This window comes from Halalkalibacter alkalisediminis, assembly GCF_028610705.1.
Lineage (GTDB): Bacteria > Bacillota > Bacilli > Bacillales > Bacillaceae_D > Halalkalibacter > Halalkalibacter alkalisediminis.
The window spans coordinates 1-20,252 of sequence record NZ_JAQQWT010000008.1; the positions used below are offsets into that span (position 1 = coordinate 1).

Consider the following 20,252-nt stretch of genomic DNA (forward strand, 5'->3'; position numbering starts at 1 on the left):
TTTTCTTTGCACAAAATAACAAAATTGAACATTTTGAGTTTTTCAAATAGTGAAATTAAATTAATGCAACACTAGTGCATAGTATTATATAAATTTATTTTGTTAAACGGATAATACTCCATACCATGAATCGCTTATAGGAACAAAAACGCTAACGCGACTGAAATTACGTCCCAAGTGCGGCTATGGAAAGTCTGTTTACAGCACTTACCTACTTCCGCTCAGGTATTAACGCCCTACTCTCACAGGGGGAAGCTCCCAACTATCGTCGGCGCTGAAGAGCTTTAAGACCGTGTTCGGAATAGGAACGGGTGTAACGATACCTTATCTAGCATTGCTCCCTGAACCGATAATCTTAGATTAATGTTTATTTAGTTTTGCAATATTTAACGGTACTTCCGCCAAATCCTCAATGATGTAATCTGCATCGACATTATTAAATTGTTAAATCCCTTTCATTCCGACCTGTTGGGCTACTTTGACATCATTTTTGGATGGTCTCCCACAAATATACTTTCATTAGGTGATATGTTAAGGTTAAGTTCCTTTACAGCTCTATAAAATATTTCTGGGTCTGTTTTTTTAAAACTTCCCCATTCAGATACCAAAATACTTTTTAATCCCTAATGCCTCTATATTATCCATTTTTAATCATCCCTAAGTAAATATTGCGTCTTTTTAACTTTTTCTAATATTTAACAGAAGAGGTGTTGACAGCACTTTATAACCTTTCTTTTATTTTTTGGTGGTTGTTGTATTTAAATTAACCACATATGATAGCTAATAAATTTCCAAACGCTCATGCTATAGTGCAAATTTGGGGATTATGGTGGCAATTCTTTATAATTGTTCACACATAACAGATTCATGTCTGCTTATATTCAAAGTCTAGTATTTGATTGAATAAGAGACCTATGCCCGCCAAAAGGACTTGAGGATATTAATTCCCCCGCCTCTACGGGCTGATTTTTAATCAAATCAATCCAATTTCACCATAGACAATAAAAAGCTTGTTTGCGCCTTTGAAGGAAACTCGTTAGACTAAACTTAGATAGCTAGTATTTTTTTGCAAAACGAAGAGGAGGGTCTTCATGAAGCGTTTTTTACTCGTCGAGGACGAAAAGATTTTAGCTAAAAACCTTGCTTTTTTTCTTAGCCGAGAAGGCTATCAAGTAGATATCGAATATGACGGTGAAGCAGGATGGGCGGCCTATACAAATAAAGCCTATGATTTGATTTTGGTAGATTGGACTTTGCCGAAAAAAGACGGCTTAGAGCTATGTAAGCAAATCCGCAAAGAATCGAATGTTCCGATCATCATGATTACGGCAAAAAGTGAAATCGTCGATAAGATCCTTGGTTTAGAGCTCGGGGCTGATGATTATATTGTGAAGCCGTTTGACCCGCGAGAATTATTGGCTAGAATCCATGCTTTGTTAAGGAGAAATGAATCAACGAGCACTGCCGAGCAGCGCCTTCAATATGAGGGTCTTACATTGGACCGAGAAAAGCTGCTTATCTTATTCGGCTTACAGAACGTTACACTGACTGCTAATGAGTATAAGCTGCTAGAAATCATGATGAAGAAACCGAATAATGTCTATTCACGGGAATTTTTATATGATGAGGTTTGGGGCGGTTTACTTGAATATAGTGAACGAACCGTTGATGTCAGCATTAGCCGTTTACGAAAAAAATTAATGGAACTCTCCGGAGAGAAGTATTTTCATGCTGTCAGAGGCATGGGGTACCGTTTTGGAGAAAAACCATGAAGATCCACTTTCAATTGTGGCTGATTTTTTCGAGCACATTTATTGTTGTCTGCCTTGCCCTCTATTTCGTTGTCTCCACTTCCTATGAACAACGGCTGAAAGCAGGCTACGAACATGTCTCGATCACTCAAGGGTCTTCTATTCTTGGCCAATTAGTAGGCACCTATCCTTATTCACCTAACCGTAGTACGGGGTACCTTCAAACGTACAACGGCCAGTTAAACAGCCGATTGATCATGTTAGACGAAGACAAAAACGTCTATTCAGATAGCTTCGGTCAGCTCCAGCCGAACACAACATTAAACCTAGCAATCTTAGCTCAAGACACCGTTCCCGTCTCTCTCTTTTCCAAAACCGATGCTTTCGGCTATGTTCAGCATACCCTAATCCCCTTTCAGACAGGAGAACATGAAGGGTATCTATTAATGATCCAGGAAGCGAATGGGCTGTATTCGGAATTAAAATCCTTTCAAACCTGGATGGTCCAGGCGCTGCTGATCGCTGTTTTTGCTTTCTTTTTTCTCTCCTATTTTATCTCGACCTGGTTTTCAAAACCCATCCGGCAAATTATTGTTCATTTAAAGAACATCACACCGCAACAACGAACTTTTTCCTTGAAGCGGAAGCGGCGTGATGAGATTAAGGAATTAATTGATGCAATCGAAAAGATGGTTGGAGAATTAAAGCAATATGATGAAAGACAGCGACGGTTTCTAAGTACTTCCTCTCATGAATTGAAAACTCCTTTGACAACGATGCAGTTGATTCTTGAGAATTTGCCCTATGTCCGAGAGAGTGAAGAAAACCACCGCGAATTTGTCCAAGACCTATCGTTTCAGGTAGAAAAAATGAAACAAATGGTGGAGCAATTGCTGCAGATCAATCGTCAATGGGACAAACCTCTTGAACAAGAAGCATTGTTTGCTGAAGACATAGAGCAGCATCTAAGGCAATCTTTTCAACATCTCGCGGATGCCAAACAAATAACCATTGAATTTGAACTGGATCCGATCCAGTTATCTGTCGACCGAGCCTCGTTTTTGCTTGGAGTCGATAATCTCGTTTCGAATGCAATTCGCTATTCCCCTATAGGCCAAAACGTAACAGTGAGCCTGAAACAGGAAAATGATCAAAGCAAGATCAGTGTTTGTGATCAAGGGATTGGGATTTCGCCAACAGACCTCCCTCATATTTTCGAACCTTTTTACCGCTCCAATGAGGCAACAGCATGGAATCAAGAAGGAACCGGGTTAGGTCTGCCCATTGTTAAGCAAATGGTCGAGAGGCATAAGGGTCGGATTGAAATAGATACTGCACCCAATCAAGGAACCTGCGTGCACCTACTTATACCGTAACAAAAATGTTACATTTCTTAAATTCCTATGATACAAATGGTGACTATATTGTAAGTAAGAAGGAATGATAAGGAGGTTATTTTAAATGAAAAAAATGTTGGCTTTAATGATCATGTTAGCAAGTCTTTTCATCTTTAGTGCCTGTGCTCCGACTACTCAACCAGATGAAGAGGAACGAACTCCCCCTTCTTTTGAGGAAGAGGAGAATGAAGAACTTATGGAAGAAGAGGTACCGACCGTTGATGAAACTAATTTATCTCCAACACCTGATGAAAAGCTGGAAACCCATCAAGTAGTCCTCTACTTTTCTGATAAGGACTTACTGAATACGTATCGGATTGAACAAGAGGTTGCTGTAAGAAATGGAGAGCATGTGGCAAAGGCTGCCCTGGATGCTTGGATCAACGGACCTGATCATGAAGAATTAATTGGCTTGATCGATTCAGAAGTGATCATTGAATATGTTGAAGAGGTCGATGGAATCGCACATGTTAGTTTTTCAAAAGAATTTCAAGCAAGCAACCTAGGTTCAAGCGGAGAATTAATGTTTGCTGAACAAATTGCCATGATCATGGAGCAGTTCGGCTATGATCGAACGCAAATTTTAGTAGAAGGCAGAGTGGGCGAAACGTTACTTGGCCACCTTTACACCGGTGACCCAATCGTAGCAAATGCTCCCGAGAGTTACCTTTGGATTGATGAAAAAGAATCACAGGAGATCGTCCTGCAAAACGTCGCATTCCGAATCTATGAACCTGCGCCAGACACTGAAGTCAAAGACCAAATCGTTGTCCGCGGCTTAGCTCGTGTCTATGAAGGGACTGTTTTATATGAATTTGAAGACGGACACTTTATTCTTGATGAAGGATTCACTACCGCTTCAGAAGGGGCTCCAGGCTGGGGAGAATTTGAAATTATCATTGAGTTTGATGATGTCAGCAATGATTCAGGCACAGTGATCCTGTTTGAGGAAAGTGCGGAAGATGGATCTAGGATGAATGAGTTGAAGATTCCTGTTAGGGTTGTGAAGTAGTTATGGTTCCTGCCCCCCACTAAACTAATGCGTTAAAGCATTAGTTTAGTGGGGGGCAGGAACCTTGGCTTTGGATAACTTTTAAAAAAATAAATATGCAGGTCATTTCTTAGTGCAGAATTTCTTAAGACGGCGGCCACCATTAGAATAAGTAAAGGCAGCACATTTTTCACTTTGAAGATATTGGGTTGAATAGACTTTTTTTAAATCAATCTTTTGAGGAAATCGAACAATTTATAAACGAGGTCTTCTCACCACTTTGGTCTGATCACGATCGAAGCAAGGATTTAGAAATAACTCTACTTACATACATTAAAAACAATCGTTCCGCTACCAAAACAGCCAATCAACTTCACATTCATATTAATACACTATATCAACGAATCAAGAAGATTGAAGATTTACTAAAACTAGAATTAAATAATAATGAGGATGTCCTAAGAATACAGTTAGCTTGTCACCTTAGAGAGACTTATCGCCATTCACTTGTATAATTTGGTGAAAATTAAATGGTTTGTTTAGACATAGTAAAATAACAAAGAAGCATTTGTTTTAACTACTAAAACGAATGCTTCTTTAATACGAATACGCTATGTATTACAAATCTTTGATAAATTCCAAGCATATTTCAGCCTGAGACTTAAGTCGTACTGTCATAATATCAACCATATTAAAATGTTTTCTCTTGAATGGTTCTTAAAAAAAGTGTTCATCCTTCATATTCTCATTAACTTAGCTTGAACTAAATCCTCTTTAGCGTTTCTGAAATCTGATCCTCCACTTCCCTCATTAGCGACGGCAGGCACAGAATCTCCCTGGTCTGATTGAGCACAACTTCGTTTGGTTTTTTCTCTTCAAAACCAGCAGACTGTTTCTTTCACTCTTTATTCTTTTGGGACAAGGAACCTATCCCCCTGTCTTAATTTACCAAAATTTAATTTTGAAGTCAGTAACTTCAATTCCATTATTGGAAATGAAAATAAAAAAAGGTGCCTGTCACTTGTCGAATTCGACAAGTGACAGTACCAACTTCCAATAAAAGACAGTAGGTGAAATTAGGTAAAATTAGTAATATTATATACTAAAACAGCCTTCATATAATAGGAAAGCAGGAATCCTGCTCTTTCACTATTCTACCGTCAACAACAGTGTATTCAATTTTACTACTCCACTCTAAAATCCTCACCCTCAACAAAGTAAGATACCCCCATGCCAAAGATAACCGCCCAAAACGGAGCTCCTATATCAAAGATTGTGATATTAGACATCGCAACGATTAGAGAAGTAAAGGCTCCATACTGAAACCGGCCATTGCCAAAAGCATTTCTTAACGCTTTAATTAAGATTGATACGAGAACCAGACCGACTAAGATCTGAAGAATTTCTATAGGATACATTGATAAAAATGCGTAGACATAAGAAGCAAAAATACCAAATAAAAACGTAAAAAAGGATGCCCATATTGCAGCTAGGAAACGTCTCTTTTTCGGGCCTGTCATCGGATCACTTAAAGCTCCCACAGGTACCCCTGATGTCGTTACACTATGGGATCCAAAAAAAGACCCTAAAATGGTCGCTATTCCTGTATATAACGTCATCTTATTAACATTTGGATGATAATGTTCAGATCGTAAAATAGAAGCCCCGATCGTTATTTCTGCACTAAGCACAATGAGCATCAATGGAATCGATATGCTAAAAATAACCTTCCAAGAAGGTTCCCAAAAAGAGATGGCCGGAGATACCCATGCTGACTCTGTAAATGGCTGAAAAGGAATTAATCCATTCAACCCTAAGACAATCGTAACGATGATCATAGACATAAGCACAGGAGGAATAAGTTTTGTTTTTCTCATCGTTAGCAAATATGCTATAATTGCGATTCCTCCATAAAGTATATGGTTCGAGGTTAATACCACTATATTCACGGTATAATGAATCATCGCTCCAGCAAACATTGCCATTACTATCTGTGGTTTGATGAACTTAATCATTTTATCATAAAGCTTGAAAATCCCGATCAAAGCAATCATTACGCCTGAAACGGCATACCCAAAGATAGCTGTGTGAATCGGGATTACATATAGCGCAGAGCCAATAAAAACAATCGCTGGTACTGACATCGTGGCATTAATGGGATGTTTCGTCTGCCAAGCAATGAGAAATCCCATACAACCAGCTAATACATATGCGCCAAAGATCCAGCTAATAACGATCTTTTCGGGGAGATTATGCCTTTGTGCCACCTCCAAGGCTACTAGTGTAGGGGTGACACATGTCATTATAGTTGCTAGAATCCCAGATGAAATAATGGAAATTGTTGTTTTACGGACGATCAGTTTAATAAAACGCAACATGATAACCTACCTTAAAAGTTTTAGATCGTTTAGGTTCCTCTACTATCTCTAGTAAACTCATCATACAAGTCATTTTATCTAACGTTCCGAAGTTTTCAGAAAGCTACTCATTGGATGTCCATCCCAAGCCCGACTATATTGTTTCGTGCTTTCACAGCTGCATTGATCTCGCATGCAGCTGTTCTTGACCAATAAGGGTCTCGTAACAATTCTCTAGCTAAGAAAATTAAATCAGCTCGTTTGCTTTGCAAGATTTCCTCAGCCTGAAGCCCGCTTGTAATTATTCCAACGGCTCCTGTTGGAATACCCGCTTCTCGTCTAATGGCTTCAGCTAAAGGGACTTGATAGCCAGGATATACAGGAATAGGGGTACGGATAACAGATCCAGAACTACAGTCTATTAAATCGACATCCAACTCTTTCATTTTTTTCGCATAATAGACGTAATCATCAATCCTGTTGCCTTTTAGGGCATATTCGGTCGCTGAAATCCTAACAAATAGAGGCTTCTTCCAAACCTTTCTTATTTCTATCAAAAGCTCTTCTAAAAAACGAAATCTGCGGTCGCGACTTCCTCCATACACATCATCTCTTTCATTGGATAACGAAGATAAAAATTCATTAATTAAGTAGCCATGCGCAGCATGAAGTTCGATCATATCAAATACAGCTTCGGCCACTCTTCGTGCCCCGTCTATAAATGCTCCTATTGCTTGTTGTTTGAATATCTTTTATCGTCATTTCTACAGGTACTTTTCGGCCCTCGAAAAAAGGAATCGGAGAAGGCGCTATGATTTGACCATTAATATCAGCTTTTCTTTTCGCATGTGAAAGTTGAATGCCTACTTTCGACCCGTTTAAATGGACTAAATCAACGATTTCCTTTAACCCACTTATATGCGCCTCTTCCCATATACCTAAATCTTGTAACGAAATTCTTCCTTGAGGAGTAACAGATGTTGCCTCAACAATAATCAAACCTACCTGTCCAACTGCTCTTGTAGCATAATGAACCTTATGCCAATCGGTTACTTTTCCATCCTCCATTACACAACTGTATTGACACATCGGCGACATCACAATTCTATTCTTTAATGTCATTCCTCCAAGTTCAAAAGAAGAAAACAATAAATTCACGTAATCACTCCTTTAAGTGCTTAGAGTTTATTTAGAAAATCATCATTTGTTACACCCGTTACAAACATGTGGCCAGGAGCATGTGTAATCACAAATGGGAGTTTCCAATGAATGGCAACTTGATTGAGGAGTTACTCCACATGCCCCAAATACAGGAGTTTCTCCTTCTGCTACTTCAACATATTCACCAAAATCTGGATTTGAAATTTCTTTTATTCCGATTTCTTCCGGATTTCCTACATGGATCGGCGAACCGTGCATATTAGGAAATTTTGCTGTCACATCAATCGCCTTTTGAATCAATTCATTTTTGATTGGTCGCATCGATGTGACGACAGGACCGCTAAATGGGCCAGCTTGTTTAGTTTGTAAACTAGTAATATACATAGCAACGTTTTTCTTTTGTTGGATATGTTTTAAAGGAACATTCTCTTTTAATAACTCACTTTCAAATGTGAAGCTACATCCTATTAAGAAAGAAACAAAATCTTCTTACCATATGTTACTTAAATCTTGAAGCCTTTCTGTTAATATCCCGTTCTCATAAATATGGTAAAGAGGAATATCGAAACGAATATCCGAATTTGGTGCAAGGACTGATTCAATTTCTCCCGCTTCTAATACATCAATGATTGGACAAGATTTAGGATTTCGATTCGCAAACAGAAGAAAGTTAAACGCATATTCTTTTGGCACAATCGCTAAATTGGCTTGAACATAATCGCTGCAGACACCTGAAGTATGTCCATTAAATTCACCATTTCGAATTTTTTCTCTTAGCTCTTTAGGATTCATTGCTTTTCCTCCTAAGCTTTTCGAATTGGCGGCGCTTTTACATTTAATTCTTTTGAAATAGCGAGCATATTTTGCATTCTTCTAGGTTCTATTGGAATTCCCTTACTCATTCTTTCTTGATAAATCTTATGCGTTTGCTCTCCAGGTATACGAATTTCGTCCACCCCAGGAGCCTTTTCCGAATTCTTTAAGCTTCCTACCATCTCACTGATTCGCTTTTTAAATTCTTCCTCTGGCATAAAACCATCCACATTAATTGCACCAATGAAATGACTCGTACTCGTTGGTTGATCGACATGTCCATAGCTTAGAACTTGATTCAAAAAAGCTCCCCCACCTAGAACACCTGTAAGAATATCAGTAAATAAGCCAAACATATATCCTTTATGGCCACCTACTGGTAACACAGATCCTTTCATCGCTTCATTTGGGTCATTGGTTGGTTGGCCATCCGCATTAAGAGCCCACCCATCCGGAATTGACTCTTCAGCATTCGAATAGACAACCAGTTTTGTCCAATTCGAGACGGTTGTAGCTGTATCCATAACAATGGGAAATTCTTCACCTGGAACAGCAATACACCAAGGATTTGTTCCAAGCATCGGAGTTTTCCCACCAAATGGTGCTGAAACAGGATCGGCATTGGTGAGGACCATTCCAATTTTTCCAGATTTTGCTGCTTTTAAGGCATAATATCTAGCAGCGGTTAGCGATGTTGAATTCCTAACAACCACGAAGCCGCTGCCATATAAATTGGACTTTTTCATCGCTAGATCCATCGCTAGAGAACCCATGATTTGCCCGTATCCTGCTTGGGCATCGACAACAGCTGTCGTTGGTGTTTCATGAACGATTTGAAATTCCGCTTTCGGATTAGTGCCTTTATTAAGTGCACGCTTGACCCACAATGCTATTTTATAGGTGCCATGCGTATCTACACCTAATAAATCAGATTCTACGAGAACTTCAGCCATGATTGTGGCGTGCTTGTTTGACAGTCCAATCAAACTCAGCACTTCCTTCGTCCATCGCTTTAATTCAAAGGCTGATAGATTAACAGTTTCTGATACTGGGTAATTTTCACGTCCAGGAAAATCATATAAAGTATTATCAATCGTGCTCACTCTTCGCCACTCCTTTCTAATTCATCAAATTATTTAACAGCTCTGGCAGGAAGAGCGTAATTTGAGGAATGTAAGTAATGATAATCAGTACAACTAATAAAATCACGATTTGTGGGACTAAGAACTTAAACATTTCCGGAACTCTAATTTTCGCAATAGCTGCGGTAACGAATAAACAGACCCCAAGCGGTGGCGAAACCATTCCGATTGTTAGATTAACAGCCAAAATAATTCCGAAATGGATTAAATCGATGTCTGCTGCTAATACTAATGGCAAAAACAATGGTGTAAAAATCGTTAACGCACTAATCGTATCAATAAATGTTCCTGCTATTAAAAGAATGACATTGATGAAGAACAGCAGTAATATTTTATTTTCAGCAAATGGCCCTAGCATTGACGCCAATTGATCAGGAATCCGGTGGAACGATAGAAACCATGTAAAAAGCGCTGCATTTCCAATTAAGAAAACGATAATTGCTGTCGTTTTAGCTGAACTTAAGACAATTGCGACTAAATCCTTCAAATGTAGTTCTCTATAAACAAATAATCCTATAACGAGAGCATAGACGACCGCTATCACGCCAGATTCTGTTGGAGTAAAAACTCCTGATAAAATACCACCAACAATAATGATTGGCATAATAAGCGCCAAGACAGCATCCTTCAGCCCCACTACTATCTCTTTAAAACTAGCTCTTTTTTCTCGCCCTTTGTAGTTATGTTTAATTCCTACGTAGTAACAATAAATCATCAAACCAATTCCCATTAATAACCCTGGAACAACTCCAGCAACAAATAATGCGCCAATTGAAGTACTGGTCATAACCCCAAACAACACGAGCGTAATACTCGGGGGAATAATTGGACCAATCGTTCCTGACGTCGCTACTAAGCTAGAAGAGAAGCGACTATCATACCCTTCCTTCTTCATGGCAGGAATCATCATTCCTCCAATTGCAGCAGCTGCTGCAATTGCTGTACCTGATACAGCTGAAAAGAACATACTAGCAACGACAACGACCATGGCCAGACCAGCAGGCAGATGACCTACTAGCGTTTGCGCAAATCGAATCAAGCGTGTTGAAATTCCACCCTTTGTCATCAATTCACCCGCTAAAATAAATAACGGTACAGCAACAAGAGAAAAATTATCTATTCCTCTGAAAATTCTTCGAGGGATATTCATGAGCATCTCAGGATCTGTTAAATAGACTCCAACAATTGAAATAAACCCTAACGAATAGGCAATCGGTATACCAAGAAAAAATAATATAAATAATATAGGTATTAATAAAATCATTTAAACACCCCTTTTACTAAATAGTAAGCCATAAAAAGACCACTGATAGGGATAGACATATATACATAAGCTACTTTAATAGGTAGGAATCCGACGATTGTACCAGATGTGAAATTGGCTATAACCAATAATGTACCATAGTAGACAAAAACTCCGATGAAAATAAGCATGATCACAAATTCAGCTGCTTTAAATATTTTCTGAACAAGTTCAGGTGCTTTATCAAATATTTCTACTTTCAGATGTTCTTTATTCTTCACCGCTAGCGCTGCACCAAATAACACTAAATACACAAAGCTGATCATCAATATCTCTTGGGACCATGGCAGAGGGTTCTTTAAGACATACCGATAAAATACTTGTAGAAAAGTGGTTAAAACTGTGATTGTCATACAAACAAAAATAATTAACTCTATCGTGTAACTTAAATAATGAGCGATTTTTCTCAAACCGTTTTCACCCCTCCGAAATAAATCTATATAAATATAGACTACTGCATTAGTACAGTAGTCTATTTCAGCCCTTCTAATGCTTAAAGACTTATTTACCTATTGTTTATTTTTCGATCTTCTCGATAAGTTCAGCTGGAACTTGAGAACTTAGCACGTCTCGGACTTCTTTAGTAGCTTCTCTAAACGCATCAAAGTCTATATCACTTGTGATTGTTACACCACTTTCTTCAAGATGTGCAAGGATTTGATCATTTTTCTCCATTAACGTTTCTCTTTGATATGTTTTCGCAGCTTGTACAGCGTCTTCAACAAGTTGTTGCTGTTCTGCACTTAGTGCTCCCCAAGCTCTCTCACTCATGACGACAATCGCAGGTGAGAATGTATGTGCTGTAAGTGAAACATATTTTTGTACTTCATAAAATTTCATAGCATAAATCGTATTTAATGGATTCTCTTGTCCATCAACTACACCTTGGTCAAGCGCAGAATATAGCTCATTAAATGCAACAGGTGTAGGACTTGCACCTATTGCTCTCATATGCGCTTCCCATACAGGTGCTGGTTGTACGCGGATATTTAAACCACTCATGTCAGCAGGCGTTTTAACTTCAACTTTATCGTTTGTTACATGTCGTTGCCCAACTTCCCAATAGCCTAAAGCCTTCATTCCTTTTTGATTCGATAGTTCTAATAACTCTTTTCCAACTTCTCCATCTAATGTTTCATAAACATGATCTAGATCTTCAAAGAGATATGGAATACCGAATACGTTCATTTCAGGTACTGTATTAGCAAATGAACTATCTGCAGAAACAGTTGTTAAATCAAGAGTACCATCTAAAACCTGCTCAACAGCTTCTCCTTCGTTACCTAAAACAGAACCGCTGTATATTTCTACTGCAATCGTACCGTTTGAGCTTGCTTCAATTTCTTCTTTAAACTTTTCAGCCGCAATATGATATTGATGTGTTTCAGAACCAGAATGCGCCAATTTCAATGTTACTTCTGCATCAGTTGCTGCATCCTCTGTATCGTTAGCATCGGCTTCTGCCGGTTCCGAGTTAGAACCCCCACTACATGCTACTAGAAAAATAGAAAGCGCTAACATCAAACCAATCAAAGTCATAAATTTCTTGTTCATTTGCTTTACCCCTTTTCTTTAATTAATTTTATATACTGAAGGAACTCGACTTTTAAATACAGGTACCTTTTCTCTAATTACAGGTACCGAATGTAAGTCTAACTCCTTAGTAATCGTTTCTTCATTTTCCTCGTTTCCACAACTGATAATTTCACCTAAAGGATCAATCATCATTGAATTCCCACAGTATTGAACTCCATTGTATTGTCCAACACAATTAGTCGAGACGACGAAAACTTGATTCTCAATTGCTCTAGCAATTTGTAAGTGTTTCCAATGGTACTTTCTTGCTTCTGGCCATTCAGCCACAATAAAGAGAATTTCGGCCCCATCTACAGCGAGTTGTCTAGAAAGTTCAGGAAACCTAAGATCATAACAAATGATGAGCCCCGCTTTTATTCCCTCTATTTCAAAAATATGATTATGAGTTCCTGCTTTTAGATATAAATGTTCATCTAACATAGGGACTAGATGGACTTTATCATAGCGGTAGAGGATCTCACCTTTTCTATTAATAGCAATTGCACTATTATAAACCTCATCATCTTTTATGTTGGCAAACGAACCACCAATTATATTAATCTCGTTCTCTCTTGCTAGATTTTGTAGAAATCTTGTTGTTGGTTCTCCATCACGATCCGCAATCTCTTTTAATTCTGGTAAGGTGTAGCCAGTTGTCCACATTTCAGGTAATACAATGACGTCAGGACTTTCTTCTTTGCATATATTGTCTACCCATTCCTTGACTTTCTCCCGATTCTTTTTGGGATTTCCAGGGATAATGTCCATTTGATAAGAAGATATTTTCATTTTCCAACCTCAAATCTCTAGATTTTTCACTGTATATGAACAAGTTATAGACTGATCTTTTCGTGGGTCTAGTAGGGTAACCTCGTATCCGTCTCCATACTTAAAACCATTTAATAGTGGAACTGTACCTGCAAAAACGACTGAGTTTTTCAAGTCTAATTTTTTATTTTTTAGGTAATCTAAAACCTTTTCCAATGGCAAGATAGCTGTAACACTTTGCTCTTGGTATGGCTCCCATGATCCATTAATTAAGACCTTTGATGCTAATTTTAATTCATTCCAGTTATCTTCCAATTTCGAGAGAGGCCAAGCTTCTTGAGCCAATGGTTTATCACAGATTTGTTTTGACTTATTAATATCAACAGACTCAAGACCACGATCTGTATGGTCACTGCCAACTGAAACATAAATCTCTTCTTCTGTATCACCAAAAATCAGCACTATTTCTGCCTCACCCGAAGTCATCGTACCGAGAATTTCCATATTTCCTTTTTGATTTAAACTTGTCACTCTAACAGGGTATAACATCGGGATTTCAGGTGGTTTCGGAATTCCTAACTCCGCAAGCTCATCAATATGTTCCTGCACCTTCTTCACGTCAGAACCTGAATATCCAATACAATAAACTGAAGTGACATCAAACTTTTTCTCTTCATTATTAATGATAAAACTATATTCATTCTTTAAATCAACTTGTTTCATACTAATTCTCCTCTCTTGTTATAACCGAATCTAACATTTTCATTAAGGTTTCCTGAGTTTGATAAATATGTTGTTCCATTGCTTCAACGGCCTCTGGTACTGAACGCTTTTGAAGTGCACTGAGCAGTTTTTCATGTTCTTCAAGTGTTTCATTCGCCCTCGATTCCTTAGTAATAGCTCTGATTCCAAGTCGAAGCATTTGATCACTTAAATTATCCAAAAACTGAACCAACCTTGAATTATTTGTTAGCTGCGCTAAGTACATATGGAATCTTCTATCTTCATGAATAAACTCTTCTCTTTTACCCCCTCTTAAAGCGGCTTCCATATTGTCAAATATGCTTTTCAAATCATTAAGCTGATCATCTGTCAAGTTCGGTGTAATAAGTTTAATCATGAATAACTCATTAGCTAGCCGACATTGAAAAACTTCAATCACATCTTGTTTTTCAATTTCCTTAACGATGACTCCTTTCCATGGTATCGTTTCAAGCCACCCTTCAAACTCTAATCGTTTTAATGCTTCTCTAACGGGAGTTCTGCTAACCCCTAATAATTCTGCAATCGATCTCTCTTGAAGAAAATCTCCTGTTGAAATTTTTCCCAAAAGTATATTGGCTTTTAACTCCCGATACACCTGATCTGTATATGAGACAAACTTAGAAACTTTTTTCAAAAGAGGTTCACCCCCTTTCTTCAAACTAAGATATATAGTATGTAGTATGTGGTATACCAGTTAAGGTCGTATTGATTCCCGTTTCATAAATAAATCTTAACTGGTTTATATACAGCTTACCTTATTCTTGGTAGATTTCCTACTATATTTTTTCATTTATCTGTATTTTCATTTAATTGCCCTTGATAATAACCACCGAATTCGCAGATCCTAACAAGAAAAAGGCCAGCCAAAAATATTTCGTGAAACTACCACCAATCAATGTAAAATAAGATTCCGGGTTTAAGCCAATCTAAATATTCCGAAAGCAAACACTAATGCCTGACCGGTCTTGACCAATATAATGACCAAGATACTTAAATTTCAAGAAAGGAAAAGACGCCTATAGTTTTGTCCGGAATACCATTTCCGTTTATACGCTATGATTATTCACGTCTTGAGCCCCTTTTCCAGACTAATAGGACATGAACATTCGGTTGTGGAAAATGTTTGTTTCATGACTTAGATACTTGATTATTATAAGCGGAACGATTAGGTAACTTCCAATAATAATGACAGTTAGAATTCTAAGAACGATAACTAAAATAAATAAAAGATAAAATTCCCATTGTTGATTTACGATTCCTATTCCTATTAAAAGCCTGCTAGCAATTGCCCAAGAACCATAAATATCTGCATGCAATAGTATCGTTTTCTTCCAGCAAGAACATCGCGAATTACTCCACCACCACTTCCAGTTAAAAGAGCGGCAACGATAATGGCACTTATTGGATGGTTCATTTCGGTAGCGTAGGGAGCACCTTGTATAGCAAAGGCAGATAGTCCAATGGCGTCGGTATAGGTTCCCCACCTTTTCCACTGCTTCAAAGCACGGAATGGAAAAGCAAACACAACTATAATCAGACTAACAGCCGTTAGAAATAATGGCCCTTGGTCCCATAAAGCCGATATGGGTACACCTATTAAAAGATTTCGAATCGCACCTCCAGCAAAGGCTGTGACTAACTAAAACATTATACTCCTAAAATATCGTATTCTTCTTCCATCGCTACGATAGCGCCACCTATGGCAAACGCAATTGTTCCAACAATATTTAAGATTTCCCATTACAAGCCATTCATCCTTTCTAATGTTCCAAAACGGGTCACTTATTGTTAAACAAATATAGACAGAGAATGTTAACATCCTCTGTCTTTCAATGAGAAAACTAGACTTATTATTTCTATAAAAGACCTGATAAAGGATACTTTTTCAGATATCGCTACATATGGTCTACTTCCCGCTTAATAAATTCGTCCAATCACTATTTCCATGTTATTAAATATCACTTATTTTCCAGTACGATGAAAAGACTAAAGAGTTATTCCTTCTCTAAGCTTCAGAACTTTTTGCTCTGTGATCTAACTTTCTCTTTCCTTTTTCCAGTTGGTCCCAATTCTGCTGGGATCCCCGCTACATATTGTCTTTCTTTTGTACTTTTCTTGAACTCTTCCAATGCCTTATCAAGAATATTTCCTTTATTGATCAATAAATCATAAGCCGTTAGTGACATGACTTGGGCCGCTAAATGCATCCCTTTAAAACCAATTGATGACCCAAATGAAGCAGTCGCCTGCCAAGAATGAAGTGCAACACCAACAGGAGCACAGGTTGTACTAATCATGCCCAATGGTGTAATCCAACTTACATCCCCTACATCGGTTGAACCGCTAAGGGATTTTCCATTTAACTCCTTTTTATATTGAACGTTCGTTGGAAGTAGCTCATTAACGGTACTACCGAACAACCCAGTTCCATTTCCGACTGCCTTCTCAATGGAATTCACTAATTGCTTTGCAAAACCTTGTTCATCCTCAGTAAATAACAGATCAGTAGATTCTTGCATGTTTTTATACATTAGCTCATTTAAATGTTCATTGGGAAGGGTTTCATATGCAAATGCTAATATTTCAGAGTCTACATTTGTTTCCGTCATCATGGCTGCCCCTTTTGCAATTTTCTCGACTCTTGTAAATAGTTGATCGACTGCATCTTTGGTAGCTCCTCTCAAGTAATACCAGACAACGGCTTCATCTGGAACAACATTGGGTGCAAGTCCACCGTTTGTAATGACGTAATGAAAACGAGTACCATCTGGAACATGTTCCCGTAAATAGTTAGTTCCTACATTCATAAGCTCTACACCATCAAGAGCACTTCTTCCTGCATGAGGTGCAGCGGCGGCATGTGCTGTAATACCTTTAAAATGGAATTTAACAGAAACCATCGCTTGCATACTCATATTCATTACGATGTTCGAGTCGCCAGGATGCCAAGTTAAAGCACAGTCTAAATCATTAAAAACGCCTTCTCTAGCCATAAATGTTTTTCCAGAGAGAACCTCTTCTGCCGGACAACCATAATAACGAATCGTTCCACTAAGCCCCTCCTCTTTCATTACTTTCTTTAAAGCTATGACGGCTTCTACCCCCCCTGTCCCCAGTAAATTATGTCCACACCCATGCCCTGGACCATTTGAAACAATTTCCTCCTGAACTGCACTTACCTGTTGAGAAAGTCCTGGTAATGCATCATATTCACCTAATATCCCAATTATAGGTTTTCCTGTACCATATTCAGCTACAAACGCTGTATCCATTTCACCAATAGGTGAGTAAATGTTAAATCCCTCTTCTTCTAATTTAGATATTTGTAAATTAGAAGCATACTTTTCTTCATATGCGACTTGAGGATGGTCCCAAATCTGTTTTGCCATATCAGTAAACTCGGACTGATCCTTTTTAATTAATTCTAGAATTCTTTGTTTACTCAAACTTAATCACTCCATTATCAAATCAATGTTTCAGGTCACTTCGCTAAGCTGTTTTTATTTCTAAAGGTTTGTTCAAATATCAACAAACTCAACGTAACGAGCGAAGCACTGGAATCCTTTTTTACATTTAATTATTATTCTACTTCCTTCTGTGTTTTTAATTTATTCAAAAGCATACAAACCACTACTGTTCCAAGGATACACAAAAAAGTTTGTAAAGGACGTGGTACAGGTCCTAAATTGACGAATAATCCAAAGGCTATTCCAACGATTCCCCATACCGGTTTTTGAATAGCAAATTGCGCAATAACTCCTCCAAATATGGCTGGAAGAACAAATCGAAATGAATTGACTAGGGATTCAGGCATAAGAGATATCAAATAGGAACCACCTAAAATAACGAAGATAAGGATGATAATATTAACTAACGAGGCCGTAGCTATAGCTAGCGACGCCGTAATCTCACCTTTTCTTGTCCCAGGTTCCGCACCAACAACACTTTGGGCAACTGATGCACTAGGAAGACACATATTTCCGATATTTCCAGTTAGAAAGGCCAGGTAAGTACCAGTAGCACCCAGTACTGGATAATAACTCACAGGCTCAATTACCCACACTAATGCGATAATTGATGCGTAAGCAGCAAATCCTGAGATAATTATTGTCCACCCCGGATGAAAACCAAGAACATTGAAAAAAAAGTGATAACCCTCCTTTTCGTGGAGGAATAAGTACCATTTATAAAGGATTAGAAAACATCAAAAAATGTTACGTTGAAGCCAATAAAGTACTGTCATATCTAGCTAATCAAAATAGAATGGAAATTTTTCACTTTGAAGATATTGGGTTGAATAGACTTTTTTTAAATCAATCTTTTGAGGAAATCGAACAATTTATAAACGAGGTCTTCTCACCACTTTGGTCTGATCACGATCGAAGCAAGGATTTAGAAATAACTCTACTTACATACATTAAAAACAATCGTTCCGCTACCAAAACAGCCAATCAACTTCACATTCATATTAATACACTATATCAACGAATCAAGAAGATTGAAGATTTACTAAAACTAGAATTAAATAATAATGAGGATGTCCTAAGAATACAGTTAGCTTGTCACCTTAGAGAGACTTATCGCCATTCACTTGTATAATTTGGTAAAAATGAAATGGTTTGTTTAGACATAGTAAAATAACAAAGAAGCATTTGTTTTAACTACTAAAACGAATGCTTCTTTAATACGAATACGCTATGTATTACAAATCTTTGATCAATTCCAAGCATATTTCAGCCTGAGACTTAAGTTGTACTGTCATAATATCAACCGTATTAAAATGAAAGAGCCGGAATCGAATCCGTTGGTTGACTCACTACATTATCATGGTAACGCTTCATGAAAGCTACTACATGTGCTTTTTGAAAAAATCTATGTACCCTTGTTGGCAGCAAATAGTATATCCTCCTCTTCCGTTCAGTAAGGCTAAAAGCTACGGGATTGGCCAACTTTCAGCTGGAAAAACCAGATGCAGTGCCTTGTGAGCCTTGCCCCCTTCTTCGGTATTCTTCTTCCCCATTCCTTCTATTCCTACAATGAGATTAACACCTGTTTCTTCATTAAATTCCTTTTCTTATTTTTCCATTCTCATGCAGTTGTGGGACCAATAGATACAATCTCGTACTTTAAACTATTTATTTAGGTATAAGGTAAATGCTCGTTCAACTAAACTCGTTACTTTATAAGTAAAATAAGTAAGCTCCCTCAGACTAGTCATTTACCTAGATTTAAGGAGAATACTTTGTTCCTACTAAAGTAGAATTCGATCACGCTTCAAGCACCTCTGAATAAATCCTTTTTCTAGAAAGATGGTTCGCTAATAATGAACCTAGCGAAAGATTTATTACCATGTTAATAATCGCGGGCAAAGCAGCGATTTCACTAATAAATTCAATTGCTAATATGGCAGCCAAGGCCGTATTACATAAGCCAACATGGAAGACGATCGCTCTTATATCCCCTTCATCGACTCGAATCGACTTCAACTGTAAAATGAGATAAGTGATGATCATAGGCAGAACGACTTGTAAAAAAGCAACGGCCGTAATCATGGGGATCAGAATGAACTCAGACGAAATGGTACTTTTAGCATCACCGATAATCGTATGAATGATTAACAACAACGTGATTGATGATCCTAGTTTCGTATAATTAGCTGATTCTGCAACTAGCTGCGGAACCTTTCGCTGCATTATCAGTCCAATTGTGATTGGCAAGATGACGATTAGAACAAAAGATTGAAGTAAATTAAAGAAAGAAATTGTAACGCTATCGCCATCTATCCCAATTAATGCTAAAGGAGTGATAATCGGACTAATCATAATATCTAAAAAGGAGGCAGCGATGACCAATGAGGTGTTGCCACCAGCTATAAAGGTGTAAAGTGTTGCCGCTGTAGCATTAGGAACAGTTCCTGATAAAATAACGCCTGCTGCAACCTCTGGGTGGGATGAAAAAAAGAGGTGCGCTAGGACGACTGAAATCATGACCGTTATCGTCCATTTTAAAAAGGTAGCCAGTCCTAAAACACGATGCTTTGACTTCATCTTCTTAATCGCTTCGATATTCATCGATAATCCCGTAAAGAAAATCACTAAACCGAGTAGTAAACTCGGCACCCAGCTAGCAACTTCTAAATGAAACGGTAGAAAATAAGTTATGAAGGCAACAAGGATAATTAATAAGGGCAAATTTCCTGATATAAAAGAATTAATATATTTAATATTAA

At 37.9% G+C, this 20,252-nt stretch carries 18 protein-coding genes and 2 pseudogenes; 5 read left to right on the forward strand and 15 right to left on the reverse strand.

Going from position 1 to position 20,252, the window contains the following annotated elements:
* The first annotated feature begins 1,091 nt into the window (after positions 1 to 1,091).
* The 4 genes from PQ474_RS13335 (at position 1,092) to PQ474_RS13350 (ending at position 4,654) form a co-directional block, all read left to right on the forward strand.
* A complete protein-coding gene (locus tag PQ474_RS13335) occupies positions 1,092 to 1,772 on the forward strand; it encodes a response regulator (protein ID WP_273844081.1) in 681 nt (226 codons plus the stop codon).
* Entirely contained in the window at positions 1,769 to 3,127 is a 1,359-nt protein-coding gene (locus tag PQ474_RS13340; RefSeq protein ID WP_273844083.1) for a sensor histidine kinase, read from the forward strand. The genes PQ474_RS13335 and PQ474_RS13340 overlap by 4 nt, the downstream gene beginning before the upstream one ends.
* An 85-nt stretch (positions 3,128 to 3,212) precedes the next feature.
* Entirely contained in the window at positions 3,213 to 4,160 is a 948-nt protein-coding gene (locus PQ474_RS13345; RefSeq protein WP_273844086.1) for a Gmad2 immunoglobulin-like domain-containing protein, read from the forward strand.
* 188 nt (positions 4,161 to 4,348) lie between these two features.
* Positions 4,349 to 4,654, forward strand: coding sequence for a PucR family transcriptional regulator (locus PQ474_RS13350; RefSeq protein WP_273844089.1), 306 nt, complete (start codon positions 4,349 to 4,351; stop codon positions 4,652 to 4,654).
* A gap of 669 nt (positions 4,655 to 5,323) precedes the next feature.
* On the opposite strand, the gene PQ474_RS13355 is transcribed toward PQ474_RS13350, so the two are convergent.
* From PQ474_RS13355 to PQ474_RS13415, 14 genes and pseudogenes are all read right to left on the reverse strand, one after another.
* Positions 5,324 to 6,517 carry a benzoate/H(+) symporter BenE family transporter gene (locus tag PQ474_RS13355; RefSeq protein WP_273844091.1) on the reverse strand — a complete coding sequence of 398 codons (1,194 nt, stop codon included), beginning with the start codon at positions 6,515 to 6,517 and terminating at the stop codon, positions 5,324 to 5,326.
* A 78-nt stretch (positions 6,518 to 6,595) separates the two neighbouring features.
* A pseudogene (gene namA / locus PQ474_RS13360) lies at positions 6,596 to 7,654 on the reverse strand (NADPH dehydrogenase NamA).
* Positions 7,655 to 7,696: 42 nt separating this feature from the next.
* A complete protein-coding gene (locus PQ474_RS26395) occupies positions 7,697 to 8,125 on the reverse strand; it encodes a D-glutamate cyclase family protein (protein ID WP_337956359.1) in 429 nt (142 codons plus the stop codon).
* Positions 8,126 to 8,146: 21 nt separating this feature from the next.
* Positions 8,147 to 8,449, reverse strand: coding sequence for a putative hydro-lyase (locus PQ474_RS26400; protein ID WP_337956358.1), 303 nt, complete (start codon positions 8,447 to 8,449; stop codon positions 8,147 to 8,149).
* 11 nt (positions 8,450 to 8,460) lie between these two features.
* Positions 8,461 to 9,573: an Ldh family oxidoreductase gene (locus tag PQ474_RS13370; protein WP_273844093.1), complete on the reverse strand. Its 1,113-nt coding sequence runs from the start codon at positions 9,571 to 9,573 to the stop codon at positions 8,461 to 8,463.
* A gap of 16 nt (positions 9,574 to 9,589) precedes the next feature.
* Positions 9,590 to 10,876 (reverse strand): TRAP transporter large permease, encoded by a 1,287-nt coding sequence (locus PQ474_RS13375; RefSeq protein ID WP_273844096.1) that lies wholly within the window; start codon positions 10,874 to 10,876, stop codon positions 9,590 to 9,592.
* The gene (locus PQ474_RS13380) at positions 10,873 to 11,325 is read right to left on the reverse strand and encodes a TRAP transporter small permease (RefSeq protein ID WP_273844099.1); all 453 of its coding nucleotides are present in this window, start codon (positions 11,323 to 11,325) and stop codon (positions 10,873 to 10,875) included. The genes PQ474_RS13375 and PQ474_RS13380 overlap by 4 nt, the downstream gene beginning before the upstream one ends.
* 106 nt (positions 11,326 to 11,431) lie before the next feature.
* Entirely contained in the window at positions 11,432 to 12,469 is a 1,038-nt protein-coding gene (locus PQ474_RS13385; protein WP_273844101.1) for a DctP family TRAP transporter solute-binding subunit, read from the reverse strand.
* An 18-nt stretch (positions 12,470 to 12,487) separates the two neighbouring features.
* Complete coding sequence (locus PQ474_RS13390; protein WP_273844104.1) at positions 12,488 to 13,279, reverse strand: carbon-nitrogen family hydrolase; 792 nt, start codon at positions 13,277 to 13,279, stop codon at positions 12,488 to 12,490.
* 9 nt (positions 13,280 to 13,288) lie between these two features.
* On the reverse strand, positions 13,289 to 13,981 hold the full coding sequence (locus tag PQ474_RS13395) for a DUF2848 family protein (protein ID WP_273844106.1): 693 nt from the start codon (positions 13,979 to 13,981) through the stop codon (positions 13,289 to 13,291).
* Between the two features lies 1 nt (position 13,982).
* A complete protein-coding gene (locus tag PQ474_RS13400) occupies positions 13,983 to 14,657 on the reverse strand; it encodes a GntR family transcriptional regulator (protein WP_273844109.1) in 675 nt (224 codons plus the stop codon).
* A 494-nt stretch (positions 14,658 to 15,151) separates the two neighbouring features.
* A pseudogene (locus PQ474_RS13405) lies at positions 15,152 to 15,757 on the reverse strand (trimeric intracellular cation channel family protein).
* A 278-nt stretch (positions 15,758 to 16,035) separates the two neighbouring features.
* Positions 16,036 to 17,469 carry an amidohydrolase gene (locus tag PQ474_RS13410; RefSeq protein WP_273844112.1) on the reverse strand — a complete coding sequence of 478 codons (1,434 nt, stop codon included), beginning with the start codon at positions 17,467 to 17,469 and terminating at the stop codon, positions 16,036 to 16,038.
* Between the two features lie 134 nt (positions 17,470 to 17,603).
* Positions 17,604 to 18,068 (reverse strand): hypothetical protein, encoded by a 465-nt coding sequence (locus PQ474_RS13415; protein ID WP_273844114.1) that lies wholly within the window; start codon positions 18,066 to 18,068, stop codon positions 17,604 to 17,606.
* A gap of 248 nt (positions 18,069 to 18,316) precedes the next feature.
* Between PQ474_RS13415 and PQ474_RS13420 the strand changes: the two genes are divergently transcribed.
* Positions 18,317 to 18,622 (forward strand): PucR family transcriptional regulator, encoded by a 306-nt coding sequence (locus tag PQ474_RS13420; protein WP_273844089.1) that lies wholly within the window; start codon positions 18,317 to 18,319, stop codon positions 18,620 to 18,622.
* A 668-nt stretch (positions 18,623 to 19,290) separates the two neighbouring features.
* Here PQ474_RS13420 and PQ474_RS13425 read toward each other — a convergent pair.
* On the reverse strand, positions 19,291 to 20,214 hold the full coding sequence (locus PQ474_RS13425; RefSeq protein WP_273844116.1) for a bile acid:sodium symporter family protein: 924 nt from the start codon (positions 20,212 to 20,214) through the stop codon (positions 19,291 to 19,293).
* Positions 20,215 to 20,252: the final 38 nt, after the last annotated feature.

What these genes read in the sequence shown, in the direction of transcription:
- PQ474_RS13395 (WP_273844106.1), bottom strand. Translation starts at nt 13,981, where the DNA reads ATGAAACAAGTTGATTTAAAGAATGAATATAGTTTTATCATTAATAAT.
- PQ474_RS13375 (WP_273844096.1), bottom strand. Translation starts at nt 10,876, where the DNA reads ATGATTTTATTAATACCTATATTATTTATATTATTTTTTCTTGGTATA.
- PQ474_RS13355 (WP_273844091.1), bottom strand. Translation starts at nt 6,517, where the DNA reads ATGTTGCGTTTTATTAAACTGATCGTCCGTAAAACAACAATTTCCATT.
- PQ474_RS13340 (WP_273844083.1), top strand. Translation starts at nt 1,769, where the DNA reads ATGAAGATCCACTTTCAATTGTGGCTGATTTTTTCGAGCACATTTATT.
- PQ474_RS13345 (WP_273844086.1), top strand. Translation starts at nt 3,213, where the DNA reads ATGAAAAAAATGTTGGCTTTAATGATCATGTTAGCAAGTCTTTTCATC.
- PQ474_RS26400 (WP_337956358.1), bottom strand. Translation starts at nt 8,449, where the DNA reads ATGAATCCTAAAGAGCTAAGAGAAAAAATTCGAAATGGTGAATTTAAT.
- PQ474_RS13390 (WP_273844104.1), bottom strand. Translation starts at nt 13,279, where the DNA reads ATGAAAATATCTTCTTATCAAATGGACATTATCCCTGGAAATCCCAAA.
- PQ474_RS13335 (WP_273844081.1), top strand. Translation starts at nt 1,092, where the DNA reads ATGAAGCGTTTTTTACTCGTCGAGGACGAAAAGATTTTAGCTAAAAAC.
- PQ474_RS13385 (WP_273844101.1), bottom strand. Translation starts at nt 12,469, where the DNA reads ATGAACAAGAAATTTATGACTTTGATTGGTTTGATGTTAGCGCTTTCT.